This window comes from Pseudomonas sp. LTR0 (assembly GCF_036630035.1).
GTDB lineage: Bacteria > Pseudomonadota > Gammaproteobacteria > Pseudomonadales > Pseudomonadaceae > Aquipseudomonas > Aquipseudomonas putida_Y.
This window is the reverse complement of sequence record NZ_CP123734.1, coordinates 3,797,348-3,823,416: the sequence shown is the minus strand read 5'-3', so window position 1 is coordinate 3,823,416 and position 26,069 is coordinate 3,797,348. Positions and strand designations below refer to the sequence as shown.

Annotated in this window: 19 protein-coding genes and 4 tRNA genes; 16 read left to right on the top strand and 7 right to left on the bottom strand. The window is 63.2% G+C overall.

What is annotated here, in order from left to right; all coding sequences use genetic code 11:
• Nucleotides 1-537 precede the first annotated feature (537 nt).
• From QCL51_RS17555 to QCL51_RS17480, 16 genes are all read left to right on the top strand, one after another.
• Nucleotides 538-1,542: an aspartate-semialdehyde dehydrogenase gene (locus tag QCL51_RS17555; RefSeq protein ID WP_021784485.1), complete on the top strand. Its 1,005-nt coding sequence runs from the start codon at nt 538-540 to the stop codon at nt 1,540-1,542.
• A gap of 71 nt (nt 1,543-1,613) precedes the next feature.
• The gene (locus tag QCL51_RS17550; RefSeq protein WP_338443844.1) at nt 1,614-4,334 is read left to right on the top strand and encodes a FimV/HubP family polar landmark protein; all 2,721 of its coding nucleotides are present in this window, start codon (nt 1,614-1,616) and stop codon (nt 4,332-4,334) included.
• A gap of 194 nt (nt 4,335-4,528) precedes the next feature.
• The gene (truA, locus tag QCL51_RS17545) at nt 4,529-5,389 is read left to right on the top strand and encodes a tRNA pseudouridine(38-40) synthase TruA (protein WP_021784487.1); all 861 of its coding nucleotides are present in this window, start codon (nt 4,529-4,531) and stop codon (nt 5,387-5,389) included.
• A 61-nt stretch (nt 5,390-5,450) separates the two neighbouring features.
• Nucleotides 5,451-6,071 carry a phosphoribosylanthranilate isomerase gene (locus tag QCL51_RS17540; protein ID WP_021784488.1) on the top strand — a complete coding sequence of 207 codons (621 nt, stop codon included), beginning with the start codon at nt 5,451-5,453 and terminating at the stop codon, nt 6,069-6,071.
• Between the two features lie 223 nt (nt 6,072-6,294).
• A complete protein-coding gene (gene accD, locus QCL51_RS17535) occupies nt 6,295-7,188 on the top strand; it encodes an acetyl-CoA carboxylase, carboxyltransferase subunit beta (protein WP_021784489.1) in 894 nt (297 codons plus the stop codon).
• Complete coding sequence (gene folC / locus QCL51_RS17530) at nt 7,188-8,495, top strand: bifunctional tetrahydrofolate synthase/dihydrofolate synthase (protein WP_325948608.1); 1,308 nt, start codon at nt 7,188-7,190, stop codon at nt 8,493-8,495. The genes accD and folC overlap by 1 nt, the downstream gene beginning before the upstream one ends.
• Nucleotides 8,479-9,123, top strand: a complete 645-nt coding sequence (locus QCL51_RS17525) for an SPOR domain-containing protein (protein ID WP_103443909.1) — start codon at nt 8,479-8,481, stop codon at nt 9,121-9,123. Before folC ends, QCL51_RS17525 begins: the two co-directional genes overlap by 17 nt.
• Nucleotides 9,124-9,319: 196 nt before the next feature.
• Entirely contained in the window at nt 9,320-9,877 is a 558-nt protein-coding gene (locus QCL51_RS17520; RefSeq protein ID WP_021784492.1) for a CvpA family protein, read from the top strand.
• A gap of 42 nt (nt 9,878-9,919) precedes the next feature.
• Nucleotides 9,920-11,425, top strand: coding sequence for an amidophosphoribosyltransferase (purF, locus tag QCL51_RS17515; RefSeq protein ID WP_004574897.1), 1,506 nt, complete (start codon nt 9,920-9,922; stop codon nt 11,423-11,425).
• Between the two features lie 16 nt (nt 11,426-11,441).
• Nucleotides 11,442-12,653 carry an O-succinylhomoserine sulfhydrylase gene (locus QCL51_RS17510; protein WP_338443839.1) on the top strand — a complete coding sequence of 404 codons (1,212 nt, stop codon included), beginning with the start codon at nt 11,442-11,444 and terminating at the stop codon, nt 12,651-12,653.
• A complete protein-coding gene (locus QCL51_RS17505) occupies nt 12,650-13,423 on the top strand; it encodes an SDR family oxidoreductase (RefSeq protein WP_012053269.1) in 774 nt (257 codons plus the stop codon). Before QCL51_RS17510 ends, QCL51_RS17505 begins: the two co-directional genes overlap by 4 nt.
• A 219-nt stretch (nt 13,424-13,642) precedes the next feature.
• Nucleotides 13,643-13,718 (top strand) — tRNA-Val (locus QCL51_RS17500).
• Between the two features lie 65 nt (nt 13,719-13,783).
• Nucleotides 13,784-13,860: transfer RNA gene (locus QCL51_RS17495), tRNA-Asp, on the top strand.
• A gap of 99 nt (nt 13,861-13,959) precedes the next feature.
• A tRNA-Asp gene (locus QCL51_RS17490) sits at nt 13,960-14,036 on the top strand.
• 142 nt (nt 14,037-14,178) lie between these two features.
• Nucleotides 14,179-14,255, top strand: a tRNA-Asp gene (locus QCL51_RS17485).
• Nucleotides 14,256-14,455: 200 nt separating this feature from the next.
• On the top strand, nt 14,456-15,262 hold the full coding sequence (locus QCL51_RS17480; RefSeq protein WP_021784494.1) for a DUF2242 domain-containing protein: 807 nt from the start codon (nt 14,456-14,458) through the stop codon (nt 15,260-15,262).
• Between the two features lie 290 nt (nt 15,263-15,552).
• Here QCL51_RS17480 and QCL51_RS17475 read toward each other — a convergent pair whose 3' ends face one another.
• From QCL51_RS17475 to QCL51_RS17445, 7 genes are all read right to left on the bottom strand, one after another.
• Entirely contained in the window at nt 15,553-16,593 is a 1,041-nt protein-coding gene (locus tag QCL51_RS17475) for an AraC family transcriptional regulator (RefSeq protein ID WP_028698028.1), read from the bottom strand.
• A 4-nt stretch (nt 16,594-16,597) separates the two neighbouring features.
• Nucleotides 16,598-17,716 carry a nitrilase-related carbon-nitrogen hydrolase gene (locus QCL51_RS17470; protein WP_021784076.1) on the bottom strand — a complete coding sequence of 373 codons (1,119 nt, stop codon included), beginning with the start codon at nt 17,714-17,716 and terminating at the stop codon, nt 16,598-16,600.
• Between the two features lie 172 nt (nt 17,717-17,888).
• Nucleotides 17,889-20,444, bottom strand: a complete 2,556-nt coding sequence (locus tag QCL51_RS17465; RefSeq protein ID WP_323600562.1) for a fimbria/pilus outer membrane usher protein — start codon at nt 20,442-20,444, stop codon at nt 17,889-17,891.
• An 83-nt stretch (nt 20,445-20,527) separates the two neighbouring features.
• Nucleotides 20,528-21,274: a molecular chaperone gene (locus tag QCL51_RS17460; protein WP_338443835.1), complete on the bottom strand. Its 747-nt coding sequence runs from the start codon at nt 21,272-21,274 to the stop codon at nt 20,528-20,530.
• Between the two features lie 71 nt (nt 21,275-21,345).
• Nucleotides 21,346-21,945: a fimbrial protein gene (locus tag QCL51_RS17455; protein ID WP_323600564.1), complete on the bottom strand. Its 600-nt coding sequence runs from the start codon at nt 21,943-21,945 to the stop codon at nt 21,346-21,348.
• A 117-nt stretch (nt 21,946-22,062) separates the two neighbouring features.
• Nucleotides 22,063-22,710 (bottom strand): response regulator, encoded by a 648-nt coding sequence (locus QCL51_RS17450; RefSeq protein ID WP_012053262.1) that lies wholly within the window; start codon nt 22,708-22,710, stop codon nt 22,063-22,065.
• Between the two features lie 69 nt (nt 22,711-22,779).
• A complete protein-coding gene (locus QCL51_RS17445; protein ID WP_319298393.1) occupies nt 22,780-25,992 on the bottom strand; it encodes a response regulator in 3,213 nt (1,070 codons plus the stop codon).
• Nucleotides 25,993-26,069 lie beyond the last annotated feature (77 nt).

The following is a 26,069-nucleotide window of genomic DNA, read 5'->3' as shown; positions in this document are numbered from 1 at the left end:
TTTTTTGTATCCGGGGGTAAGGTTTGCAGCGCGTGCGAGATCGAGCGCCGCCCGCGCGGCGCATCGCGAGCTGCGCTCGCTCCTACGTTTGTTTCTGGCCAATCATTCCTGTGCCATTTGCGCGCGAACGCCTTGGCGCATGGCGCATTATCACGTCGTACAAACAAGGCGGTCGCGCGCGCCTGTAACAGGCGTGACTGGCCCGAAACAAACGTAGGAGCGAGCGCAGCTCGCGATGCGCCGCGCGGGCGGCGCTCGATCTCACAAACACTGCAAATGCCACGTCATCCCCCCGTCATCCCCCGTCATCCCCCGTCATCCCCGTCATCCCCCGTCATCCCCCCGTCATCCCCCCGTCATCCCCCCGTCATCCCCCCGTCATCCCCCGTCATCCCCCGTCATCCCCGTCATCCCTCACGCCCCCCGCACGCCCCTCATAGCGGACCCTTGCCCGACGAAGATGCGGCCAGCACAGACAAAACCCTACAATCCGAGTAAAGTGCCGCCCCCGCCGTTTTCAGCAAAAGGATCCCTTCCATGACACACCCTTTGGATATCGCCGTCGTCGGCGCCACCGGCAGCGTCGGTGAAGCCTTGGTACAGATCCTCGAAGAGCTGGCATTCCCGGTTGCTACCTTGCATCTGCTGGCCAGCATGGAATCGGCGGGCAGCAGCGTGATGTTCGCTGGCAAGAAACTGAAGGTGCGCGAAGTCGACAGCTTCGACTTCGCCCAGGTCAAGCTGGCCTTCTTCGCCACCGGGGCCGCCGTCAGCCGCAGCTTTGCCGGCAAGGCGCTGCAGGCGGGCTGCACGGTGATCGATCTGTCCGGCGGCCTGGACGATGCCCTGGCCCTGGTGCCGGAAGCCAACGCCGAACGCCTGGCCAGCCTGTCGTTGCCAGCGCGCATCGTCAGCCCATGCTCGGCCGCAGTAGCCCTGGCCGTCGCGCTGGCGCCGCTCAAGGGCCTGCTGGACATCGAGCGGGTACAGGTGATGGCCGCGCTGGCGGTATCTGCGCAAGGCCGTGAAGCGGTCAGCGAGCTGGCCCGGCAAACCGCCGAACTGCTCAATGCCCGCCCGCTGGAGCCGCGCTTCTTCGACCGCCAGGTGGCGTTCAACCTGCTGGCCCAGGTCGGTGCTGCCGACGAGCAGGGCCATACCGCGTTGGAGCGCCGCCTGGTCAGCGAACTGCGCGTGCTGCTGGGCCTGCCTGACCTGAAGATTTCCGTGAGCTGTGTTCAAGTCCCGGTGTTTTTCGGCGATAGCTTCAGTGTGGCCGTGCAGAGCCGTCGTCCGGTCGATCTGGAAGCGGTCAACCAGGCTCTGGACGCGGCTGACAGCGTGGAACGGGTGGAAAACGATGATTATCCGACCCCGGTCGGTGACGCAGTGGGCCAAGACGTGGTCTATGTTGGACGTGTACGTCACGGTGTTGATGAAGACCAGCAACTCAACCTTTGGCTGACCACCGACAACGTGCGCAAAGGCGCCGCGCTCAATGCCGTGCAAGTGGCGCAATTGTTGATTAAACACATGCCGTAAAAGATACTGGTGAGCACTTTTGTCCTGCTCCGCATGCAGGTTTCGGGACGATTCATACAAGGGAAGAGGTCATGCTTCGAATTCGCAAACTGGTTCTGGCCATGGCTGCAGCATCCGCGCTGTCGTCTGGCATGGCGAATGCGCTGGGCCTGGGGGAGCTGACCCTGAAGTCGGCACAGAATCAGCCGCTGGACGCCGAGATCGAATTGCTCGACGTGCGCGACCTCAAAGCCACCGAAGTGGCGCCGAGCCTGGCGCCACCGGAAGAGTTCAGCAAGGCCGGGGTGGCGTTTCCGACCTACCTCGAAGACCTGACCTTCACTCCGGTGATCAACCCAAACGGCAAAAGTGTGCTGCGCGTGACGTCAAGTCAGCCGCTGCCAGGGCCGGTGGTCAAGTTCCTGGTGCAGGTGATGTGGCCGCAGGGTCGCTTGCTGCGTGACTATAGCGTGCTGCTCGACCAGGCCAAGGCACAGGGCGAGAAACCTGCAGCGGGCAATGTCACACCGGCCATGACCGGTGCCAGCAGCTACACCACCCAGCGTCGCGACACCTTGTGGCAGATTGCCGCGCGTAATACCCAGGGTGGTTCGATCCAGCAAACCATGATCGCTATCCAGGCTTTGAACCCGGACGCCTTCATCGGCAACAACATCAACCAGTTGAAGGTTGGCCAGGTACTGCGCCTGCCCGATCAGCAGCAGATCCAGAGTATCGCCCAGGGCGAGGCGAACCGCGAGGTGGCCGAGCAGTATGCCGCCTGGCGTGAAGGCCGTCGCCTGGGCCCGCGTGCCCGCCAGCTGGATGCCACCCGTCGTGGCGCCGCCGAGGCTGCACCGTCGCGTATCGCCCAGGGCGACAACCTGCGCCTGGTCAGCCCGGGCAATCAGGCCGATGCCGGCCAGGCCAAGGCATTGAGTGACAAACTGGCCATGGCCCAGGAAAGCCTGGACACCAGCCGTCGCGACAACGAAGAACTGAAAAGCCGCATGGCGGACCTGCAGAGCCAGCTGGACAAGCTGCAGCGCCTGATCGAGTTGAAGAACAGCCAGCTGGCACGTCTGGAAGGCCAGGGCGCAGCCGCGTCGACAGCGGCTGCCGCTACCCCGGACCAGCCAGCGGTCCAGCCGGCGCCTGCTGCTGCCGATGCCGCATCCAAGCCTGTGCCGGCCGCTCAGCCTGTACCCGCCAGCCAGCCGAAAGGTGCGCTCGACGCGGTCCTGGGCAACCCGTGGCTTTTGGGGATAATTGCCGGTTCCAGCATCCTGGTGCTGGCACTGCTGCTGTGGCTGCTGGCGCGCAAGCGCAAAGCCCAGCAAGAAGCTGAGAAGCACCTGCGCATGGCGCGGGCGCTGGAAGAAGAGCAGGGCACAGGTTTCGACAGCGATACCGAGAGCTTCGACGGCGTCGAAGCCACGGAGCCTGGCGTAACCCTGTCGCCGGCTGTGGTCGCCGCTTCGGCTGCTGCTGCCGTCGCTGCGGAAAAAGTGGCGGAGCCGGCCGCCGAGGCAGAGCCCGAGCCTGAACCGCAAGCAGACCCGCACGCCGCACTGCTGGCACAAGTCGACCAATGCCTGTCCGAAGGCCGCCTGAATCGTGCCGCCGACCTGCTGGAGCCCGCCGTGGCCGCCGCACCGGAGCGTGACGACCTGCGTCTTAAACTGATGGACGTGTACGCCCGTCAGGGTGACCAGAGCGCGTTTGCCGAACAGGAGCGCCAGTTGCCGGCCAGCGAGCAGAACGTTGCCGAAGTCGCCGGGCTGAAAGAGCGTTATCCAGCCATGCTTGGCCTGGGCGCGGCGGCGCTGGCTGCCGAAATGGATGAGCAATACGTGCAAGAGTTGTTGCACGATGAGCCCGAGGCGCCGGTGGTTGCTGATGTGGTGCCTGACGAGGTATCTGGGTTCGAACCGCAAGTGGAGGCTGAGCCAGAGGCTGTCGGGCAAGCAGAGCCTGACGCAGAGCTGGATGCCTTCGATGAAGTGCCAGCGCTCGATGTATCCGGCCTGGATGGGCAGGATCTGGACAGCGCCTTCGACCTGAGCCTGGATGACGAGCTGGCCGATGAAGACCCGCTGGCCGCATCCGTGCTGGATGAGCCGGTGGCGCAGGGGGGCGTACCCGACGAGCTGGTAATCGCTGAACCTGTGCTGGATGAGCCCGTACAGGAAGAAGCTCAGCCAGAAGAACCACCGTTTGCCGTGGATGCCGAGCTGCAAGCCGACGCCGACGCTGATTTCGAAGCCATGCTGGCGCAAGCCGAGCCTCAGCCTGCCGTGGACCTGTCTGATTTCGACCTCGACATCAGTGAGCCTGTGGCTCCAGCCACTCCGGACACGGTGGAGCAAGGTCCGGTCGATGTCGCCGCCGAACTGGCTGCCTTCGACAGCGAGCCTGAGTTTGACCCGGTCTCCGAGTTTGACCTGCCGTCGGACTTCGACTTGTCCCTGTCGCTGGACGACGATTCGCCGGCAGCCAAGAGCTTCGCCTCGGAGCTTGACGACGTCAACGCCGAGCTCGACAAGCTGTCGCAGAGCCTCGAAACGCCTTCGTTGGAGCCGCACTTCACCAGCGAAGACGCGGTTGCGCAGCCAGAGCCCGAGCCATTGGACGACCTGGACTTCGACTTCTTCTCCGGCAGTGACGAAGTCGCCACCAAGCTCGACCTGGCCCGTGCCTACATTGACATGGGCGATAGCCAGGGCGCTCGCGACATCCTTGATGAAGTGGTCAAGGATGGCGACGACAGCCAGCGCCAGGAAGCCGAGGACATGCTCTCCCGGCTGGTTTGATGCAAGCAGGGCAGGCCTCTTCGCGGGCTTGCCCGCTCCTACAGGGGCCCCACGAATTTTCGACCTTGTGAGTGAGCTGTGGGGGCGGGCGCGCGCGCCACGAGGCCCGCAAATGCAGTGCGCATCCACCGGCAGCCCTACAAGGCTGCCGTTGTCGTTATAATCCCCGCCATTCCGTACACCCCACAGGTTTCATGCTCTTGGACATCATCGACACCGCTACCGCCGAATCCGCGGCCGAAGGCTACTCCCGCATCGCCCTGGGCGTGGAATACAAAGGTGCGCGCTACCGCGGCTGGCAGCGCCAGGCCAGCGGCGTGCCGAGTGTCCAGCAAGCCCTGGAGCAAGCGCTGTCCAAGGTCGCCAACGAGCCGATTTCGGTGATTTGCGCCGGGCGTACCGACGCCGGCGTTCACGGCTGCGGGCAGGTCGTGCACTTCGATACCCGTGCCGTGCGTGACGAGCGCGCCTGGACCATGGGCACCAACTTCAACCTGCCGCACGACATCAGCGTGGTCTGGTCGCGGCCAATGCCGGCCGACTTTCATGCCCGCTTCAAGGCCTGCGCCCGGCGCTACCGCTACGTGATCTACAACGACCCGATTCGCCCGGCGCACCTGGCCGAGGAAGTGACCTGGAACCACCGCCCGCTGGACGTCGATCGCATGGCCGAGGCCGCGCAGTTCCTGCTCGGTACCCATGACTTCAGCGCCTTCCGCGCCAGCCAGTGTCAGGCCAAATCACCCATCAAGCACATCTATCACCTGCGTGTTACCCGCCATGGTCAGATGATCGTGCTGGACGTGCGTGCCACCGCCTTCCTGCACCACATGGTGCGTAACATTGCCGGTGTGCTGATGGCCATCGGCGCCGGCGAGCGTCCGGTTTCCTGGGCCCGCGAAGTGCTGGAAGGGCGCAACCGCCGCGAAGGTGGGGTAACGGCCCACCCATACGGGCTTTACCTGGTGCAGGTGGAGTACCCCGAAGCGTTTGCGTTGCCCAAGCGTTACATCGGCCCACACTTTTTGAGTGGTTACGAGGCGTTGGCAGACTGACGGGCGAAAAGCCATTTGCTAACATCCGCCCTTTCGCCGCAACAATCAGGGTTCGTGTTCCATGAGCAATGTTCGCAGCAAGATCTGCGGGATTACCCGCATCGAAGACGCACTGGCCGCTGCCGAAGCGGGTGCCGATGCCATCGGCTTCGTCTTCTATGCCAAGAGCCCGCGGGCAGTGGACGTGCGCCAGGCGCGGGCGATCATCGCCGAGTTGCCGCCATTCGTGACCACGGTCGGGTTGTTCGTCAATGCCTCGCGCTGCGAGCTGAACGAGATCCTCGAAGTGGTTCCGCTGGACCTGCTACAGTTTCACGGCGATGAAACCCCGCAGGACTGTGAAGGTTACCACCGCCCCTGGATCAAGGCCCTGCGTGTGCGCCCCGGCGACGACCTTGAGGCCGCCTGCCGGCTTTACGCGGGTGCCCGCGGCATTTTGCTGGACACCTATGTGCCGGGCGTACCCGGGGGAACCGGTGAGGCGTTCGACTGGTCATTGGTGCCGGCGCGTCTTGGCAAGCCGATCATCCTCGCGGGTGGGCTGTCGGCCGATAACGTTGGCCAGGCCATTGCACAGGTAAAGCCTTACGCGGTGGATGTCAGCGGTGGCGTCGAGCAGGCCAAGGGTATCAAGGATGCGGCGAAGATCGAGGCCTTCATGAAGGCGGTGAAACAGGCTTGATGGCAGATGTGACGGCTGGCTGCGCGCCATCGTCCATAGCTTTCGCAGCCCTGCTGGGCCGCCGCCAGTACCAATGGCGGCAAGAAAATACATTAGCGGTGGAGTGGCGCGCTGGAAGCCCCGGCGGCCGGTCCACCATCGTTTCATAAAAGATTTTGAGCTCAAGGGCAGGGCAGGGACGGTGATGCTGTCCCCCCGCCTGCCAATACTGGAGAAAGAAAGCATGAGCAACTGGTTAGTCGACAAACTGATCCCTTCGATCATGCGTTCCGAGGTGAAGAAGAGCTCGGTGCCCGAGGGCCTGTGGCACAAGTGCCCGTCCTGCGAGGCCGTGCTGTATCGTCCGGAGCTGGAAAAGTCCCTGGATGTCTGCACCAAGTGCAATCACCACATGCGTATCGGCGCACGTGCGCGCATCGACATTTTCCTTGACGCTGAAGGCCGGGCTGAACTGGGCGCTGACCTGGAGCCGGTCGACCGCCTGAAGTTCCGTGATGGCAAGAAGTACAAGGACCGCCTGACCGCTGCGCAGAAGCAGACCGGCGAAAAGGACGCGCTGATCTCCATGAGCGGCACCCTGATGGGCATGCCGATCGTGGTTAGCGCCTTCGAGTTCTCGTTCATGGGCGGCTCCATGGGTGCCATCGTCGGCGAGCGCTTCGTACGCGCGGCCAACTATGCCCTGGAAAACCGCTGCCCAATGGTTTGCTTCTCCGCTTCGGGCGGTGCGCGCATGCAGGAAGCGCTGATCTCGCTGATGCAGATGGCCAAGACCTCGGCCGTGCTGGCGCGCCTGCGTGAAGAAGGCATCCCGTTCATCTCGGTCCTGACCGACCCGGTGTATGGTGGTGTTTCCGCCAGCTTGGCGATGCTAGGTGACGTCATCGTCGGTGAGCCAAAGGCCCTGATCGGCTTCGCCGGCCCACGCGTGATCGAGCAGACCGTACGCGAGAAGCTGCCTGAAGGCTTCCAGCGCAGCGAGTTCCTGCTGGAGCACGGCGCCATCGACCTGATCATCTCCCGTGGCGAATTGCGCCCGCGTCTGGCCCGCCTGCTGGCGCAGATGACCGGTCAGCAAACCCCGGAAGAAGCGCGTGAGGCGGCTGCCGTCGCGTGATGAAACAACGATCCCTGGGCGAATGGCTCGCCTACCTCGAGCAATTGCACCCCTCGGCCATCGACATGGGCCTGGAGCGGTCGCAGAAGGTGCTTGCCCGCTTGTCGCTGGGCAAGCTGGCGCCGCGCGTGGTGACGGTAACCGGCACCAACGGCAAGGGTTCGACCTGTGCCTTCGTGGCTTCGTTGCTGCGTGCCCAGGGGCTCAAGGTCGGTGTATACAGTTCGCCGCACCTGTTGCGTTACAACGAGCGGGTGATGATCGATGGCCAGGAGGCCAGCGATGAGCGCCTGTGCGAAGCCTTCGCCGCCGTCGAGGCGGCACGGGGCGATATTTCCCTGACCTACTTCGAGATGGGTACGTTGGCCGCGTTCTGGTTGTTCTACCAGTCGCAGCTGGATGCCGTGGTGCTCGAGGTGGGCCTTGGTGGCCGCCTGGATACCGTGAACGTAGTGGATGCCGACTTCGCCCTGGTGACCAGCATCGGTGTCGACCATGTTGATTACCTGGGGGATACCCGCGAGCTGGTGGCCTTCGAGAAGGCTGGCATCTTCCGCCCGGGCAAGCCGGCCTTGTGCGGCGACCTGGATCCGCCCAAGCCGTTGCTGGACAAGGCCGCCGAACTGGCTGCGCCACTGTTCCTGCGCGGTCGGGAATTCGACCTGGCCAGCACCGATGGCTGCTGGAGCTGGCGTGGTACTGCGGCTGATGGCGCGCAGGTAGAGCTGCATGACCTGCCTTTGCTTGACCTGCCCATGGAAAACGCCACGCTGGCCCTGCAGGCTTACCTGCTGATGGGGCTGCCGTGGGACCCGGCGCAGGTTCGCCAGGCGCTGCTGGATACCCGTATCACTGGGCGTCTCGACCTCCGTAATTTGAACTGGCACGGCAAGCCGGTAGCGTTGCTGCTGGATGTCGGGCATAACCCGCATGCGGCGCAGTACCTGGCCAGGCGCCTGGCGGCCCGGCCGCTGAAGGGGCGTCGCCTCGCGGTATTTGGCCTGCTCGCCGACAAGGATCTGGAGGGCGTTATAGCGCCGCTGCAGGGCCTCATCGACGACTGGGCGGTGGCGCCGCTGGATACCCCGCGCAGTCGCCCGGCCGCAGAGCTGGTCACGTCCTTGGCGAACCTCGGTGCCGCGGTGAAGTCTTATGCCAGCGTCGACGCAGCCCTTGAAGGGCAATGTGCGCAGGCGATGGCGGATGATCAGATCCTGCTGTTCGGTTCGTTTTTCTGTGTCGCCCAGGCGCTGGAATGGCTGGAGCGGCACGCCCAGGAGGGTGGAATAGATGGCTGTGCTGGATAAAGGGATGAAACAGCGCATGGTGGGTGCGCTGGTGCTGGTGGCGCTGGCGGTTATCTTCCTGCCGATGCTGTTTACCCGCGAGGACGAGATGCGCCAGGTGCACGTCGAAGCCCCGCAGGCACCGGCCATGCCCAGCCTGCCGGAAGTGAAGGTGGAGCCGGTTGCCGTACCGGAGCCGCAGGTTATTCCGGAGGCGCCGCAGCAGGCGCCCGTGGTGATCGACGAGTCGACTGCCCCGGCCAGTACACCGAGCCAGCCAATTACCCCGTCGCCGCAGACCCAGGCGCAGGTTCAGCCGCCCAAGCCGCAGGCGCCCGCGCCCAAGGTAGAGGCCAAAGCTGCTGCAACACCAGCGCCTGCCGCACCATCGAAGATCGACGTCAATGGCCTGCCTGTCAGTTGGTCAATCCAGCTGGCCAGTTTGTCCAATCGCGCCGGTGCCGAGAAGCTGCAGCAAACCTTGCGTAGCCAGGGTTATAACGCCTATATCCGTACAGCGGGTGGCATGAACCGCGTGTACGTGGGGCCGTTGATCGAGCGCGCCGAGGCCGAGCGCGTGCGTGACGCGGTCAACCGTCAGAACAGCCTCAAGGGCTTTGTGGTGCGCTTCCAGCCCGAGCGCAGCTGATTCCCCGGGGCGGCCATGCCGCCCATTTGCGAGTGGGCCCGCTCTTACAGGTACCGCGTCGCTGCAAGGCGCACACAGAACCTGTGGGAGCGGGCTTAGCCGCGAATCGCCCAACACCAATCCAGCTGACATTCCGCTTACTCCCGGCCCGCCGCTCTGGTAAAATGCGCCGCCTCAAACGTCTGCAGGCAGCACCGTGGCATTTACCTTGGTTGATTGGGCGATCATCGCGATCATCGCCGTCTCCACATTGATCAGTCTCAAGCGCGGCTTCGTCAAGGAGGCCTTGTCCTTGCTCATCTGGATCATTGCCGGTGCGGTTGCCTGGATGTTCGGCGGTTCGCTCTCGGTGTATCTTGAGAGCTATATCCAGACGCCATCGATGCGCGTCATCGCTGGCTGCGCCATTCTTTTCGTCGCCACCTTGCTGGTGGGGGCCATGGTCAACTTCCTTGTCGGTGAGCTGATCCGCGTGACCGGGCTGTCCGGCACCGATCGTTTCCTGGGCATGGCCTTCGGCGCAGCGCGCGGGGCCTTGCTGGTAGTGGTGGCCATAGGCCTGATCAGCCTGGGGCCGGTTCAACAAGATACCTGGTGGCAGGAATCACGCCTGATACCACAGTTTCTCTTGGTCGCCGACTGGTCGAAAAACCTGATTCTGGGTTTCACCGACCAATGGACGCCCAGTGGCCTGATCAGCACTCCGGCTGATCTTCCGTTCAAGGAACAGTTGCTCGGGCCGTCCAAGCCCTGAGCACTATTCACTCAAGTTTCATCAAAGTAGGGGTTGCGTCGCATGTGTGGCATCGTCGGTATCGTCGGTAAGTCGAACGTCAATCAGGCGCTGTATGACGCGCTTACGGTCCTCCAGCACCGCGGCCAGGACGCTGCCGGTATCGTGACCAGCCATGACGGCCGGTTGTTCCTGCGCAAGGATAATGGCCTGGTGCGCGACGTGTTCCAGCAGCGCCACATGCAGCGCCTGGTAGGCAACATCGGCATTGGCCACGTGCGCTACCCGACTGCGGGCAGCTCGACCTCGGCCGAGGCCCAGCCGTTCTACGTCAACTCGCCTTACGGCATCACCCTGGCTCACAACGGCAACCTGACCAACGTCGAGCAGTTGGCCAAGGAGATCTACGAGTCCGACCTGCGTCACGTCAACACCAACTCCGACTCGGAAGTGCTGCTGAACGTGTTCGCCCATGAGCTGGCGGTGCGCGGCAAGCTGCAGCCGACCGAAGAAGACGTGTTCGCTGCGGTCTCTCATGTGCACAGCCGCTGCGTTGGCGGTTACGCCGTGGTGGCCATGATCACCGGCTACGGCATCGTCGGTTTCCGCGACCCCCATGGCATTCGCCCGGTGGTGTTCGGCCAGCGTCACACCGACGAAGGCGTGGAATACATGATCGCCTCGGAAAGCGTTGCCCTGGACGTGCTCGGCTTCACCCTGATCCGCGACCTGGCACCGGGCGAAGCGGTGTACATCACCGAAGAAGGCCAGCTGTTCACCAAGCAGTGCGCCGAAGCGCCAAAGTTGCAGCCGTGCATCTTCGAGCACGTCTACCTGGCTCGCCCGGACTCGATCATCGATGGGGTCTCGGTGTACAAGGCGCGTCTGCGCATGGGTGAAAAGCTGGCCGACAAGATCATGCGCGAGCGCCCCGATCATGATATCGACGTGGTCATCCCGATCCCGGATACCAGCCGTACTGCCGCGCTGGAACTGGCCAACCGGCTGGGCGTCAAGTTCCGCGAAGGTTTCGTCAAGAACCGTTACATCGGCCGTACCTTCATCATGCCCGGCCAGGCTGCGCGCAAGAAGTCGGTGCGTCAGAAGCTCAACGCTATCGAGCTGGAGTTCCGCGGTAAGAATGTGATGCTGGTGGACGACTCGATCGTGCGCGGCACCACCTGCAAGCAGATCATCCAGATGGCCCGCGAAGCCGGCGCCAAGAATGTCTACTTCTGCTCCGCGGCTCCTGCAGTACGCTACCCCAACGTCTACGGCATCGACATGCCGAGTGTTCACGAACTGATCGCCCACAACCGCACCACCGAACAGGTGGGTGAGTTGATCGGCGCCGATTGGCTGGTCTATCAGGACCTGCCAGACCTGATCGACTCGGTCGGCGGCGGCAAGATCAAGATCGAGCAGTTCGATTGCGCGGTGTTCAACGGTGAGTACGTCACTGGCGATATCGACGAAGCCTACCTCGACCGCATCGAGCAGGCCCGTAACGACTTGGCCAAGGTCAAGAACCAGGCCGTCAGCGCGATCATCGACCTTTACAACAACTGATTTTGGGAGCGACGGCATGACGGATCAATGGGATGCCGGGCGACTGGACAGTGACCTCGAGGGTGTCGGTTTCGACACCCTGGCGGTGCGCGCTGGTCAGAACCGTACCCCGGAAGGCGAGCACAGCGAAGCGCTGTTCCTGACCTCCAGCTATGTGTTCCGCACGGCAGCCGATGCTGCTGCGCGTTTTGCCGGTGAAACACCGGGCAACGTCTACTCGCGCTACACCAACCCGTCGGTGCGTGCCTTCGAGGAGCGCCTGGCGGCCATGGAAGGGGCCGAGCAGGCCGTGGGTACGTCCACCGGCATGGCGGCGCTCCTGGCCGTGGTCATGTCGCTGTGCAGCGCCGGTGACCATGTGCTGGTGTCGCAGAGCGTATTCGGCTCCACCATCAGCCTGTTCGAGAAGTACTTCAAACGCTTTGGCGTACAAGTGGACTACGTGCCACTGGTCGACCTCACCGGCTGGGAAAAGGCCATCAAGGCCAACACCAAACTGCTGATCGTCGAATCGCCCTCCAATCCGCTGGCCGAGTTGGTCGATATCACTGCGCTCAGCGAAATCGCCCATGCACATGGTGCCATGCTGGTGGTGGACAACTGTTTCAGTACCCCGGCGTTGCAGCAGCCGCTGAAGCTGGGTGCCGACATTGTGTTCCACTCGGCCACCAAGTTCATCGACGGCCAGGGCCGCTGCATGGGCGGTGTGGTTGCCGGCCGTACTGAGCAAATGAAGGAAGTGGTCGGTTTCCTGCGTACCGCAGGTCCAACCCTCAGCCCGTTCAACGCCTGGATCTTCACCAAGGGCCTGGAAACGCTGCGCCTGCGTATGCGTGCACACTGCGAAAGCGCTCAGGCCCTGGCCGAATGGCTGGAGCAGCAGGGTGGCGTGGAGAAGGTGCATTACGCCGGCCTGCCCAGCCACCCGCAGCACGAACTGGCCAAGCGCCAGATGAGCGGTTTTGGTGCAGTGGTCAGCTTTGAGGTCAAGGGTGGCAAAGAGGGCGCGTGGCGTTTCATCGACGCTACCCGAGTGATTTCCATCACGACCAATCTGGGTGACAGCAAAACCACCATCGCTCATCCGGCGACCACCTCACACGGTCGTCTGTCGCCGCAGGAGCGTGAAGCGGCGGGTATCCGCGATAGCCTGATCCGCGTTGCCGTGGGCCTGGAAGACGTGGCCGACCTGCAGGCTGACCTGGCGCGCGGGCTGGCAGCATTGTGATCGAAATCAGCGGCAGCACCCCGGGCCACAATGGCCGGGTAGCCTTGGTCACAGGTGCCGCCCGCGGCATCGGTCTGGGCATTGCCGCATGGCTGATCTGCGAAGGCTGGCAAGTGGTGCTGAGTGATCTGGACCGCCAGCGTGGTACCAAGGTTGCCAAGGCGTTGGGCGACAACGCCTGGTTCATCACCATGGACGTTGCCGACGAGGCCCAGGTCAGTGCCGGAGTGTCCGAAGTGCTCGGGCAGTTCGGCCGGCTGGACGCGCTGGTGTGCAATGCGGCCATTGCCAACCCGCACAACCAGACGCTGGAAAGCCTGAGCCTGGCCCAGTGGAATCGGGTGCTGGCGGTCAACCTCAGCGGCCCCATGCTGCTGGCCAAGCATTGTGCGCCGTACCTGCGTGCGCACAATGGGGCGATCGTCAACCTGACCTCTACCCGTGCTCGGCAGTCCGAACCGGACACCGAGGCTTATGCGGCAAGCAAGGGCGGCCTGGTGGCCTTGACCCATGCCCTGGCCATGAGCCTGGGCCCGGAGATTCGTGTCAATGCGGTGAGCCCGGGCTGGATCGATGCCCGTGATCCGTCGCAGCGCCGTGCCGAGCCGTTGAGTGAAGCTGACCATGCCCAGCACCCAACGGGCAGGGTGGGGACCGTGGAAGATGTAGCGGCCATGGTTGCCTGGTTGCTGTCACGCCAGGCGGCATTTGTCACCGGCCAGGAGTTTGTGGTCGATGGCGGCATGACCCGCAAGATGATCTATAGCTGAGTACCTTGTTTAAACTGCGCCGGCCTTTTTGCGGGTAAACCCGCTTCTACAACGGTTAATGTCCGACTGTAGGAGCGGGTTTACCCGCGAAGAGGCCGGCACAGGCAATAACCTCACGTTGCCTTTTTGAAAAAAATTCAATGGGGCTATTGACTTAGCTTCGTCACCTGCGTAAATTTCGCGGCCTCAGCGAAGCAAACGCAACAAGCAACATCGCGAGGGTGATTAGCTCAGCCGGGAGAGCATCTGCCTTACAAGCAGAGGGTCGGCGGTTCGATCCCGTCATCACCCACCACTTCCTGAGATGTTCCTGGAGTATCGGATTCGCAAGAAGCCGATAGCCAGAGAGGAACGCACTGCGCAGCGGTAGTTCAGTCGGTTAGAATACCGGCCTGTCACGCCGGGGGTCGCGGGTTCGAGTCCCGTCCGCTGCGCCATTTTTCAGTAACAGATGGGTGCCTTGCACCGGTCTGAGGCCACAAGGCAAACACCTTGGGCTGATCCCAGTTTCAATCGGGCGCAAGCCTGAACGATACGCAGCGGTAGTTCAGTCGGTTAGAATACCGGCCTGTCACGCCGGGGGTCGCGGGTTCGAGTCCCGTCCGCTGCGCCATCTTCGTTTCAAGGTCCCTAGAACGCCTTGAAGCAAACACAAGAGAAGCGATCACGTTATCGCTTTTTTTGTGCCTGCCCTGAGGCCATTGTGTCGGAAAGGGTAGACCCAGTTTTCAATCGGGCGAAAGCCTGAATGATACGCAGCGGTAGTTCAGTCGGTTAGAATACCGGCCTGTCACGCCGGGGGTCGCGGGTTCGAGTCCCGTCCGCTGCGCCATCTTCGCTTCAAGGCCCCATGAACGCCTTGAAGCAACGTTAAAGCGACCTTCGGGTCGCTTTTTTCGTTGGTGCACCTGGCAAATGCCGGCCTTTACCCGGTTCTACACCAAGCTTACAGATTCTTCACCGACCAGTGGTTCCTGTGCCTGCCTGCTGTGTTGCACAATAGGCACTTCCCTCACATACCCGGAATTCGCAATGACCAGATCTTCCGTCTTTGGTGCGCTCGGGCTGGCCCTGGTGCTGGCGGGCGTGACCGGTTGTTCCTCGAAAAAAGCGGCCGTCTATGAGCACGAGAACTTCGATGACTCGGGCACCTTCTCGCGCAGCTTTCCGGTGAGCGATGCCGGCTCTTGCGAGGCCGCCCGGCGTGCTTTGCTCAGCCAGGGGTATATCATCACCAGCAGCGGCGCCAACCAGGTGGTGGGTAACAAGAGCTTTCAGCAAAACAGCGAGAACCACCTGCAGATCAGCTTCAATGTCACCTGTGCACCGGACGTGAGCGACGACCAGCACTCGACCATGTTCGCCAACGCCCTGCAGGACCGCTATGCGCTGAAAAAGTCCAACACCTCCGCCAGCCTGGGCGTGGGAGTGCTGGGTTCGGTGTCGATGCCGATCGGCTCCAGTGACGACTCGATGGTCAAGGTAGCTAGCGAGACGGTGACCGCGGCGCAGTTCTATGACCGCTATTTTGCCTTGGTCGAGAGTTACCTGCCCAAGCCGAAGAAGGTCGAAAAGGCCAAGGTCGAGGCGCCCAAGGTGGAAAAGCCGGCGGTGGACCTGGGGCTGCCGGAGCAGGCTGCGGCGAACCCGGTGGCGCCGGCTCCTGCGCCTGTGGCTGAGACTGCGCCAGCGGCCGTTGCCCCGACCACTGAGGCAGTGGTGGCTCCGGTGGTGGATGACAGCCAGGGTTCACAACCGGTGGCTCCACCGGTGGAGGCTGCGCCGATTCAGGTGCAGCAGGATGCCCAGTCGGCGGAGGTCGCAGCCCCCTCCCTTTGATTGGTCGCCTGAACCGGCCCTTTTGCCGGCAGCCCGCGAAAGGGCCGGTTCAGGCTGTAAACATCCCCTGTTACAGACGCCCCGCGATAACCTCCTGAACACCTGCTACGTTTACCTCTCATAAGCTTGTCATCATCCCTTCATCCCACCTGCTTAGGCTGAAGGCGATACCTACAAAGGCATAATGAGCAAAGAGGACGCAGGGCAATGGATGAATACCAGGAAGAACTACTCGAAACCCAGGCTTACGAACTGGACACCCCGGAACCGGCCGACGACGCCACCGAACTCTAGCCCGGCTGCCGCTGGCTGCGGCGGAACTCCCCCGGCGTGAGGCCCGTCCAGCGCTTGAATGCGCGCTGGAAGGCCTCGGCCGAAGCAAACCCCAACAGATAGGCAATCTCGCCAAAGGCCAGCGCCGTGTCACGGATGTAGGTCTCGGCCAGGTCGCGCCGGGTTTCGTTGAGCAGGTCGCGAAAGCGCGTGCCTTCCTCGGCGAGCTTGCGGCGCAAGGTCCAGCTTGGCAGCTGCAAGTGCAGCGCCACTTCCTCCAGGTCCGGTTCACGGCCGCCATTGAGCAGCGGGCCCAGCAGGTGAGTAATGCGCTCACCCAGGCTGCGCACCCGCGTGCGCTGCAGCAACTCTGCTTCGCACAGCTGCAACAGGTGCTGCCAGGTACTCGGGCAATGCCCGGGGTTGGCCAGTTGCAAGGTGGCGCGGCTCAGGCGCAGCTGATTGCCGTCCGCGGCGAACTGCACAGGTGTGCTGCAGAGTGGTTGATAGCGCGCGGCATAGGAGGGCGCGGCAAACTCGATGTCCAGGCGTTCGGCCTGCACCGGGGTGCCGGCAAGGTCGGCCAATTGGGCCAGCCACCCGGCCAGCAGTGAGTCGACCACAAAGCGGTTGTAGTCGTTATATGGGCTGATGGAGTAGAAACGCAGCCAGGCGCCCTGGTCATCTTCCTGAAAGCTGGAATGGCCACGGTAGTTGGCCGCGTAAAGCGGCTCGAAACGCAGCAGGGTGCGCGCGGCCTCGCCGAGAGTGGGGGCCTGGGCCGCAGTGACCCCGGCCAGACCTGTATGTGCCAACCGGCTCAGGCGCCCTATGCGCAGACCTAAAGCGGCCTCACCGCTCATTTCGATAGCGGCGTGGCCCAGGTGCATGTAGCGGGGGATGGACAGGCGTGCGCCGGCCTCGCTCAGCCGTGTCGCATCCAGGCCGTAGCGGCGCAGCAAAGGTTCAGGGTCGTGGCCCAGTTCGCGCAGGGCTTCGCTCAAAGGCTGGACAAAACCAACCGACAGCTCGCCCAGGCGCACGCGGGGGCGGGCCATGGGCTTACAGCCACACATTCAGCAGGCGAGCACCCGGGCTGGGTGGGGCGGCGAGCAACGCTCCCGACTGGTGAGCAAAGCCCTGGCCATCGCTGCCCTGTTCCCAGAACTGCCCGCGCATGAACACGCTCATGCTGCTGATGCCGGCTCCAGCCACTTCGGTCAGGCGTTGCCAGGCCGCCTGTTCACTGACTTCGCCGCGCTGCAGTGCCAACCCGGCGCTGGCATCCTGGTGGCGATTTCCCCGCCAGGGTGCTTGCCAGCTGCCCTTGCCACTGAGAAACGCCGGGTTGGCGACCAGTTGTACGGCTTGTTCAGTCAGTTGCTGGTGGTTGTCCGGGTACCAGCTGTCACTGCCCACCAGCACCCCCAGGCGCCCGGCCGGGGTCTGCACGACCTGCAGCGGGTGCTGGCGGCCGTCGTGGATGTAGCGGCGCATTTCACTGTCGGGATATTGTTGACGCTGCGGCTCGCCCAGCAGCGAGCCATCGCCGGCAAACACCACACTGCTGTTGAACAGTGGGCCACGGCCGGCATGCAGCACGCCCTGTTTCACATAGGGTTCGGGCAGCACGATCGAACCGGCCACCAGGGTGACGCCAAATTCCTTTGCCAGGCCGCCAAACAGTTGCTGGTAGTCTGTGGCCATTTGCTCGGCCTTCATGCGCAAGTGCGCATCGGCACGCCAGTCGTCGCCCTCAGCGCCAAGAACCGCGAGGCCGTAGCGAAGCGGGTTGCTCAGTTCCAGCCATTGCAGGGCCTCGCGGCTGTGGCTGACCTGGTACAGCTCGTTCTTCTCACCGCGCGCCCACAGCCAGGTACCGATATGCTCCGGCAGCACCACCACGGTGCGCGGCCCCACCAGCCCCTGGGCACGGGCTTGCTCCAGATAAGCGGCGAGCTTGCGGTGCAAGCGTTGCAAGTTCTGATAGTCGCCTGGGAACAGCAGTGGTTCGACACCGAGCAAGTTGCCGTGCTCGCCCGGTACGCCATGGTTAAGCGCCAGTTCGATGCGCAGGTCGGACAGGTAGTGGCCTTCCGGGCGCTGTTGGGTCCAGAAACCGTAGCCGCAGACGGCGGCGATCATCACCAGCGCCAGGGCGCTTGCCAGGAGTTTTCGCATCAAGCGTGGGTATTCGCTAAAAGTGGAGTGGCCATGCAGGAAATCAAGGGCATGGTGCGGCCCTATTCATCAGCATCGGAATCCTTGTTGCGCTGCCTTCTTGCAGAGTCGCGTTTGATCATACCAAAGCTACCGGGCGCTTATGAGCATTCTCTGCAGACAAGTCCTGGTGTCACGGCCGGCAAGCCAGGCGCTGACGTTCATAGTTAACTGCCTTGTCCCGTTCCGGAAGGTTGTAAGGTGCCGAACACTGGCGCTCACCCCACTTGATGGTCAGGCTGCCCTGGTCCTGTTCCAGTAGTAACAACGCCTTGCCGCTCGGGTCGGAAATTGCCAGTTGCTGGCCCGCGGCGTCCTCGACCGAGGCCCCGAACGGTATCAGTTGACCGCGCTCGTCGAACAGCTCGAACTGCACCCGACGCCCGCTCTTGCCGGTATAGCGGGCAAGCACCACGGCGCCGCGGCGAGGCACCAGTTGCTGGGTGGCGTTGTCGATCTCGATGTCGCCCCCTAGGTCACGGGTGTCCAGGCTGATCCAGTTGACCCGATAGGGCTGGGCGTTGGGGATCACCGCATAGCCATTGCGCCCGGTCTCCACACCGCTATAGCTGCTGATCTTTGCGCCCTTAACGCCCGGCACTTCGGCCAGGGCGAAGGTTTCGCTGAGCGTCTGGCCGAGGTTGATACCGCCCTGGTGCGCTACCACGGCGCCGGCAATGTTCAAGTTCTGCGAGTCGTAGCCGCGCCCCTGGCTATAGCCCAGGCTGATGTCGGCGACCGAGGTGCGGGTGTTCAGGTTGGCCGATGCCGAGCTGCCGCTGGCGCGGCTGTGGCCGCCCTGGATCGAGTAGAAGGTGTCGCTGGTCTCTGACAGGTAGCCGTTGATGCCGGCCTGGGTGGTGTCGTTGCCCTTCTGCGTACTGGTGGTGACGAACGCCCGCGGTGCACGGGCGCGGCTGCCGAGCGGGAACGACACCGACAGGTTGAGCTGGGTATCTTGCCCCGAAGGGCCTGAGGTCCCCAGCTCCTTGGTGCGGCTGACGTCGAGGTTGTAGGAGATCTCGCCCCAGTTGTTGCTGTATCCGGCGGTCAGGCTCTGCGAACCGCCGCGGTTCCAGTAGCGCTGGTCGGTGGCCGTCAGGTACAGGCTGCCGAACGCGCGGTTGCGGCCCAGGCTCTGGTTGATGGTCAGGTCGGTGCGGGTCTTGGAGTTGCCACTGCGCTTGATCGCGTTGGCGCTCAGGTCCTCGACATGCTGGGTGAGGGTGCGGAAGCCCTCGGTGGAATAGCGGTAGGCGGCCAGGGTAAAGTTGGTGTCGGTGCCGGTGAACGTCTTGGCGTATAGCGCCCGCAGGCTGTTGCCTTGGGTGGTCTGGCCCTGGGCCTTGCTCGAGGAGTGGGTGACATCGAGCGAGAAGGCGCCCAGCAGTGTGTTCAGGCCGCTGCCCACGGCCATTGCCTTATAGTCTTGGGTGGCTTGCAGGCCAACGACGCCCGTCACGGTATTGGTCAGGCCGTAAGCCAGCGTCGTACTGAGCATCTTCGGCGTGGCCAGGCCCTCCGTGTTGCTGTTGTAGCGTCCAGCGGACAGGCTGTACTTGACCTGACCGCCACGGACCATAAGCGGCAGGCTGGAGAAGGCCTGCACGGTGACCCGCCGACGGCCGTCGGCCTCGATGATGGTGACTTCCAGGTCGCCATTGGAGCCGCTGGGGTAGATGTCGCTGATCTCGAACGGGCCGGGCGGTACGTTGGCGGTGTAGAGCACGTAGTTGTTCTGGCGAATCTCGACCCTGGCGCTGGTCTGCGCCACGCCACGCACCACAGGTGCGTAGCCGCGCTCGCTGTCGGCGCGCATGCCTTCGTCCGAAGCCAGCTTCAGGCCCCGATAGCGCACGCTGTCGAACAGGTCTGTGTCGCTGAAAATGTCACCGGCGCTGAACTGGCCTTTGAGCGCGGTCACGTCGTGCTGCACATAGCTGCGGTTGCTCTTGAAGGTGTCCGGCTGCCCGGTGCCGCTGCTGAAGTTCGACTCGTTGCGCAAGCGCCAGCTGCCCAGGTTGATGCCGTTGCGCAGGCTCAGGTTGTTGGCGATGCGGGTCTCGGCATCGCCGGCGCTGCGGTTGGTGTTGAACTGATAGTTCACGAACGCTGCAGACACCCCTGCGTCCCACAGTTGTGGGTCGACGTAGCCGCGCAGGCCGCGTTTCATGGCGACCTGCGGGATGCTGGCGGACAGGCGCAGGTGACCCGAGTCGTAGCTCAGGCTGGCCTGGTCGATCAGTGCGGCCAGGTCGTGGCAGGCCAGGGCGGTATCCAGGCGCCCCTGTGCCTTGAGCTTGTCCATGTCGATGCCCAACTGCTCGAGCAGTTCCAGGGTCAGGCAGGGTTCCACCCGACCAGTCTGTGGGTTGCGGTTGAATTCGATATCACGCCGGCCTACCAGCACTTCGTTGCTGTACAGGTCTACCCGATAGTTGCCCGGCAGCACGCTGTTGGCCGACAGCAGCATTTGCAGGTCGACCGCCGATTGCGCGCCCTGTAGAAAGGTGGTGTTGAAGCCCGGCAGGTGGGCGGCGTCCTGCGCCGTTGCAAGGCTGGGCAGCGCGGTGCAGATGACCAATGACAGGGCGTTGAGCTTCCAGGCCGGACGAAGCGTGCCGCCACTGAACGCGTGCGCGCCTGCATCGGCTCCCTCGACGGGGTGGGGGGCGATGGACAGAGACATACCAGAAACCTATTTCATATCCCGGCACGGGCTGGGCACGGGGAGGCCGCACGCGACCAGGGCACGAGGTGGGGGCTACGATTTCACAAGGTGATGGCGGGTTCGGCAGGCTTGGCGCTACCCGGCTGGGCAGTGTTCAAACGCAACGAATATCCATGTTGGGCGCCATAGTCGTTGATGCTCTTGAACGTCAGCGTCAGCGGGCTGTCCATCTGGGATAATGCCGAGGTGAATGTCTTTTGTTCGCCAGGGGCGATCATGGCCGAATCGGCGCTGAGCACCGTTTGTTTTCCGCGTTTAAGTTCGATATCGGCCATCGACACGTGATACAGACTGGGGTTGGTCACGGTCAGTTGTGGCTTCCCGGCGCGCTGGGTCAATTGCCAGACCAGTTGTTCGGGGGCCAGCAGGGCATTGCCGGGCAAGTTGGCCGGGCGGAAGAAAATCTTGATACGTTGGCGCACCGCCAACTGCAAGGTATTGGCCTTGGTACTGGCTTGCGGAATTTCCTGGACATTGAGCCAGACCACCGACTCGCGATCGGTCGGCAGGCCCTGGCCTTCGTAGAGAATGCGCAGCAGTTGTTCCTGCTTGGGCAATACCCGGGCCAACGGTGGAGTAATGGCGAACGGCGCCTGTGCGCTGTCGCTGGCATCCACCCAGGATTGCACCAGGACTTCCTGGTTGCCATTGCGCACGATGACATTGGCTTCTTTGTACGCACCGTCGAACACGACGCGCGTAGCGCTCAGGGAGATGCTGGCAGCTGCCTGGGCGGCGACGAGCATGCCCAGCAACCCGAGAACGGGATACAGAGAACGACGCAACATGGTTGGATACCTTGCGGGGCGAAGAAGTGGCGAGGCTGGTCAGCCTCGCGCAGGGAACAGTGGCGAGGTGATTACTCGTACTGCAGGATGAACGGCAGGGTGGCGTCACCACGACCGGCGGTGGCAGTGCCGGCGGCGCCAGTGGTTACGTACGCCGCAGAGAAGCTCAGGGTGGCGTCGCCGCCCTCGGCGCCAGTACCGTGTACGTCGCTCTGGATCTTGGCGGTGGCGGCCGAGCTGAGGTCGATCAGGTTGCCATTAGGGTCGAGCAGGGCAATGCCAACGTTGGCGGCAGTGCCGGTGCCTTTGGTCAGGGCCAGGACCTTTTTGCCGGTCACCAGGCCCGAGCCGCCGCTGTTGGCATCGAAGATCATCGCCACCTTGGTGCCGAGGTTGCAGTTGACGTTGAGGTTGAAGTCCTTGCCGGTCACGCGGCCCGCCGTCGGGTTCTCGGCGGTGCCCATGTCCTTGATCGAGACGCTGCCCATGTCCACGGCGATCATGCGGTCGGCGTTGGCGCCATCGACCGAGCAGGCGTCATTGTTGATCACGCCGGTGAAGGAAATCTTGCCGCTGCCACCGGTGACTGGCCCGGTTGCCTCGACGGCCAGTGCACCGGCCGAAGCGGTCAGGAGCGAGAGGGTCAGGGCGGCCAGGGAAAATTTATTCATATTGATGTCCACATGAGAGTGAGTAAGTGCTGCAACTTAATGCACGCTCACAATAAGTCAGGTGGTTTCTCTGGCCCATCAGACGAATCTTAATGGTCGGACAATGACGCTCGCTAGTTAATTAAAGATATGACTCGCCAAGCAGTAGGCCAACAATTCCTGGTCGCTGTTCACTTCAAGTTTGCGCATCGCGGAAACTTTCTGTGCACTAATGGTCTTGGTACTTCGATGTTGGCTGCGGGCGATCTCACTGACACTTTGTCCGGCAACAAACAGGCGCAGTATTTCGAATTCCTTGGGTGACAGGTTTTCCACTCGTTGATCGATGGCGGTGTTACAGGCGATCACCGATTGCCTAGCCGGTGCCGGCGCCCGGTAGGTGCTGTTGCGAGCGACGGCATTGAGGGCCTTTTCGATTTCACCATGCAACTGGCTCTTCTGGATCACGCCGTCCACGCCTAGTTCCTGCAGCCGTGTCAGGATCAGCGGGTTGGAAATCATGGTCAGCACGAGGATGCGGACGGCGGGATAGTGACGTTTGAGATAGTCGATCAGTTTCAGGCCGTCACCGTAGGGTGAGTCTGCCGGCATGTTGTAGTCGGAGATGACCATATCCACGGGTTGGCGTTCGAGCAGCTCTATCAGCCCTTGCGAACAGACGGCTTCGCCGACCACGCTAAAGCGTGGGTCGCGTTCGACCAGTTCCCGGACGCCGAGCAGCACGATGGGGTGATCGTCGGCGATGATGACCTTGAGTTTTTCCATAAAAGACGACCCGTTAGCCGGTGCGGATGGGAGGGTTGTTTCCATGCGTTATCAGCGCTGAAGTTGATTCTATGCGAGGGCATCGAGTATTGCTGACAGCCTGTCCAGTACCCCCCACAGCTTATCGGCCAGGGCCGCGTCGAGCGGCGAGTCGGCCAGTGCGGACTCCAGTGCGCAGCACTGCTCGGCCAGAGGCCGGGCCTGTACCGCGCCGAGGGCGCCGGCGATGCTGTGCAGACGCTCGCCAAGGCGCCGCTGGTCGCCTTGCTCAAGGGCCAGGCGCAACTGCTGCATATCCTCGCGCAGGGTGCTGATGAACAGCGCGCGCATGGCGTCGGACACTTGCACAGTATCGGTGGCTGCAGCGGAGGTTGAGGCGCTGAGGCTGTCCGCTTGCGCACGGCTGGGCGCTTCGGCCAGTGCTGGCCGACACAGACGGACCAGATGGCTGCGTAATGCCTGCAGACTCAACGGTTTGACCATCCAGGCATTCATGCCCACCTCGAGGCAACGCTGGCCTTCTTCGCGCAGTGCATTGGCGGTGACGCCGATGATCGGCAACCGGGCGTCGTGCTGGCGCAGGGTCCTGGCTAGTTCGTAGCCATTCATCAACGGCATGTTTACGTCGGTCAGGACCAGGTCGAACAGGCCTGGCTGCCAGCGTTGCATGGCCTGTTCGCCGTTGGCCGCGACCACCGTGGTGCAGCCCAGCGCCTCGAGTTGCTCCTGCAGGATCGCCTGGTTGATCGGATTGTCCTCGGCCACCAGGATATGCAGGCGCAAAGCGGCGCGTTGCTGCTGCGCGGTGTTCTGGTCATCGGGCGACCCACCCTGGCGCACCACCGCGATGAGCTGGGCAATGGCCCGCACGTCATGCAGGTCTACCCGCCAGCAGCCGTCGACGAACGCGCCGGGGGCAGGGCCGTCGCTGCTGGCGCAGATCCGCTGGCCATGCCAGGTGCCAGCGTCCGGGCAGTCGAGCAGGTCTACCAGCAGGGCCTGGTGGTTGTCCTTCTCCAGCGGTGGAATCGTCAGGGTTGCGGCAATACCCAGGCGCTGCAGCCAGTCAACGCCATGCTGGGCAAGCTCCGGTATCGGCGCACGCACATATACCGGGGTCGAGTCGGGCACTGCGCTTGGGCTGTCGCTCAGTGCCCCCTGGGCCAGTGGCAGGCTGATGTTGAGGGAGAAGCTGCTGCCCAGGCCCGGCTCACTGACCACCTTGATCTGGCCACCCATCATGTCGGCCAGCCAGCCGCAGATCGGCAGGCCCAGGCCTGCACCGCCCTCGCTGGAAGCGTCGGCGACCTGATAGAACAGCTCGAAGAGTCTGGCCTGCTGCGCCTGGGAAATGCCAATGCCGCTATCAGCAACCTGCCATTGCAGGCGCACGTGGGTGTCGTCGAGCTCCAGCACGCGGGTGCGCAGCACCACCCGGCCGGTGTCGGTGAACTTGATGGCGTTGCTCAGCAGGTTGTTGAGGATCTGGCGGATGCGTATCGGATCGCCCACCACCTGCGTCGGCAGGCGGGCGTCATGGCAGGCATATAGCAACAGGCCTTTGCGCTCGGCGAAGGCGCGATAGGTGCGCACGGTGTCCTCGAGCATGTCCAGCGGGCAGAACGCCACGGGTTCGAGCGCCATCTGCCCGGATTCGATCTTGGTCACGTCGAGCACGTCACTGATCAGCTGGAACAGGGTTGCCGAGGAGCGCTGGATGGTGTGCAGGTAGCCTTGCTGGCGTGTATCCAGGTGCGTCAGGCCAAGCAGCTCGAGGGTGCCCAGCACGCCGTACAGCGGGGTGCGGATCTCGTGGCTCATGGTGGCCAGGAACAGGGTCTTGGCGGTATTGGCGGCGTCGGCGGCGCGCCGGGCTTCGTCAAGCGCCTGGGCGTCCTCGACGTGGCGGGTGACGTCGTTGAATGCGTAAAGGCGCACGTCTTCGCCGTGGTAGCGGGTCGACACGAAACCGACCTGCAGGTGGCGGCCTTCGACCTGCAGGTAGTGCTCGCCACTGCGGGTGTTGCCCACTGCCGAGGCGAGGGTACTGACCAGCTCGCGAGTGCCCTGCCATTGCTGCGCCCGCTGGTTCTCCAGCAGCACCTCGTTGTCGGCGCTGCGGACCACGCACAGGCCGGTCGGTGCGGTGTCGATGACCACCCGGCTGAAGGCCTCGCTCTCGGTGATGACCTCGTGGGCCGCGCGCGCAGGCAGGATGACCTGGCGCTGATACCAACGGATGGCCACCCGGCCCAGCCCGATGAGCACCAGGAACGTGGCGGCGATGCTGGCCAGTGACCAGAACGCGTAACGGAAGAAGTGCCGGTAGGTCACGGTGTAGATCGCACTCCAGCCACCGTTGGCCTGTTCGTGGAGACGGAACACCAGGCCTTCGGGCTTGATGTTGAGGCCTTCATGCACCCCCTTCAGGGGCGTGGGCGCGCCGATCAGCACCTCGCCGGATGGGGCAATGAGGTTGAAGTGGTCATACACGGTCCAGTCCATGATGCGTTCGAAATCATCGATCTGGGCCAGGTCCACCAGCGACGCCACTTGCGTGGCTTGGCCTTCTGCCTTGCCCGAGTGCAGGGGGACGTTGGCGTAGGCCAGCACGCGTGGCGGGGAGGCCTGGTCCGGCTGCTCGACATAGCTGCGCCAGACGATCCTGCTGCCTGGGCCCCAGTCGTTGTCCTGAGGCTGGCGCGCAATGACCTGCCTGATCACATCGATGAACGGTTCATTCTCCAGCTTGCCCCGCCCGCGTCCTGCGGCGGGAACCGTGATGTCGTAACGGGCATCCGGCGAGAACAGGAACACCTGTGGCGAACGGTACGGAGAGGCCGACCAGAACATGCTGTAGAAGCTGGCCAAGTTCGCCCCCAGGGTAAAGATGTCCGATACTTCGCGGTCAGCCAGGTTGTGCGGGTCGAATTTGAGGCTGAACGGCATGGAAAATGGAAAGATTTGGCCCTTGTATATGTCCGGCCCTTCCTCGGGCATTGGTGCCAGCGCCGGCTCGAGCGCACGTGGGTAGTCGAGCAGCTCCCCCTTGGCGCTGCGTTGCACGAGGGCCTCGAGGAAGGTTTCCTGCTCCTGGACATTCTCCATCAGCCGGGCGAAATGGATGCTGACCGTGTCGCTGTGTTCGTCGATCAGGCGCTCGAGCGACCAGAGACTGAAGCCGGCCAGCAGCAGCGCCAGGCTCAGCAGGACGGTCATGCCTTTGTTCAGGCGCAGAGAGCTGCGGGCCAGGTTTTCCAGCAGGGCGTTGTACTGTTTCATGCAAGGGTCCGCAAGGGCGTGGGGGCATCGATACCCAACGAATATTACCTTTGATGCCCGGCCGGCGCTGTGAGTTA

What these genes read in the sequence shown, in the direction of transcription:
- QCL51_RS17525 (WP_103443909.1), top strand. Translation starts at nt 8,479, where the DNA reads ATGGCTGTGCTGGATAAAGGGATGAAACAGCGCATGGTGGGTGCGCTG.
- QCL51_RS17480 (WP_021784494.1), top strand. Translation starts at nt 14,456, where the DNA reads ATGACCAGATCTTCCGTCTTTGGTGCGCTCGGGCTGGCCCTGGTGCTG.
- folC (WP_325948608.1), top strand. Translation starts at nt 7,188, where the DNA reads ATGAAACAACGATCCCTGGGCGAATGGCTCGCCTACCTCGAGCAATTG.
- QCL51_RS17465 (WP_323600562.1), bottom strand. Translation starts at nt 20,444, where the DNA reads ATGTCTCTGTCCATCGCCCCCCACCCCGTCGAGGGAGCCGATGCAGGC.
- purF (WP_004574897.1), top strand. Translation starts at nt 9,920, where the DNA reads ATGTGTGGCATCGTCGGTATCGTCGGTAAGTCGAACGTCAATCAGGCG.
- QCL51_RS17460 (WP_338443835.1), bottom strand. Translation starts at nt 21,274, where the DNA reads ATGTTGCGTCGTTCTCTGTATCCCGTTCTCGGGTTGCTGGGCATGCTC.
- QCL51_RS17470 (WP_021784076.1), bottom strand. Translation starts at nt 17,716, where the DNA reads ATGCGAAAACTCCTGGCAAGCGCCCTGGCGCTGGTGATGATCGCCGCC.
- QCL51_RS17450 (WP_012053262.1), bottom strand. Translation starts at nt 22,710, where the DNA reads ATGGAAAAACTCAAGGTCATCATCGCCGACGATCACCCCATCGTGCTG.
- QCL51_RS17445 (WP_319298393.1), bottom strand. Translation starts at nt 25,992, where the DNA reads ATGAAACAGTACAACGCCCTGCTGGAAAACCTGGCCCGCAGCTCTCTG.
- QCL51_RS17555 (WP_021784485.1), top strand. Translation starts at nt 538, where the DNA reads ATGACACACCCTTTGGATATCGCCGTCGTCGGCGCCACCGGCAGCGTC.
- truA (WP_021784487.1), top strand. Translation starts at nt 4,529, where the DNA reads ATGCTCTTGGACATCATCGACACCGCTACCGCCGAATCCGCGGCCGAA.
- accD (WP_021784489.1), top strand. Translation starts at nt 6,295, where the DNA reads ATGAGCAACTGGTTAGTCGACAAACTGATCCCTTCGATCATGCGTTCC.
- QCL51_RS17475 (WP_028698028.1), bottom strand. Translation starts at nt 16,593, where the DNA reads ATGGCCCGCCCCCGCGTGCGCCTGGGCGAGCTGTCGGTTGGTTTTGTC.
- QCL51_RS17510 (WP_338443839.1), top strand. Translation starts at nt 11,442, where the DNA reads ATGACGGATCAATGGGATGCCGGGCGACTGGACAGTGACCTCGAGGGT.
- QCL51_RS17455 (WP_323600564.1), bottom strand. Translation starts at nt 21,945, where the DNA reads ATGAATAAATTTTCCCTGGCCGCCCTGACCCTCTCGCTCCTGACCGCT.
- QCL51_RS17550 (WP_338443844.1), top strand. Translation starts at nt 1,614, where the DNA reads ATGCTTCGAATTCGCAAACTGGTTCTGGCCATGGCTGCAGCATCCGCG.
- QCL51_RS17540 (WP_021784488.1), top strand. Translation starts at nt 5,451, where the DNA reads ATGAGCAATGTTCGCAGCAAGATCTGCGGGATTACCCGCATCGAAGAC.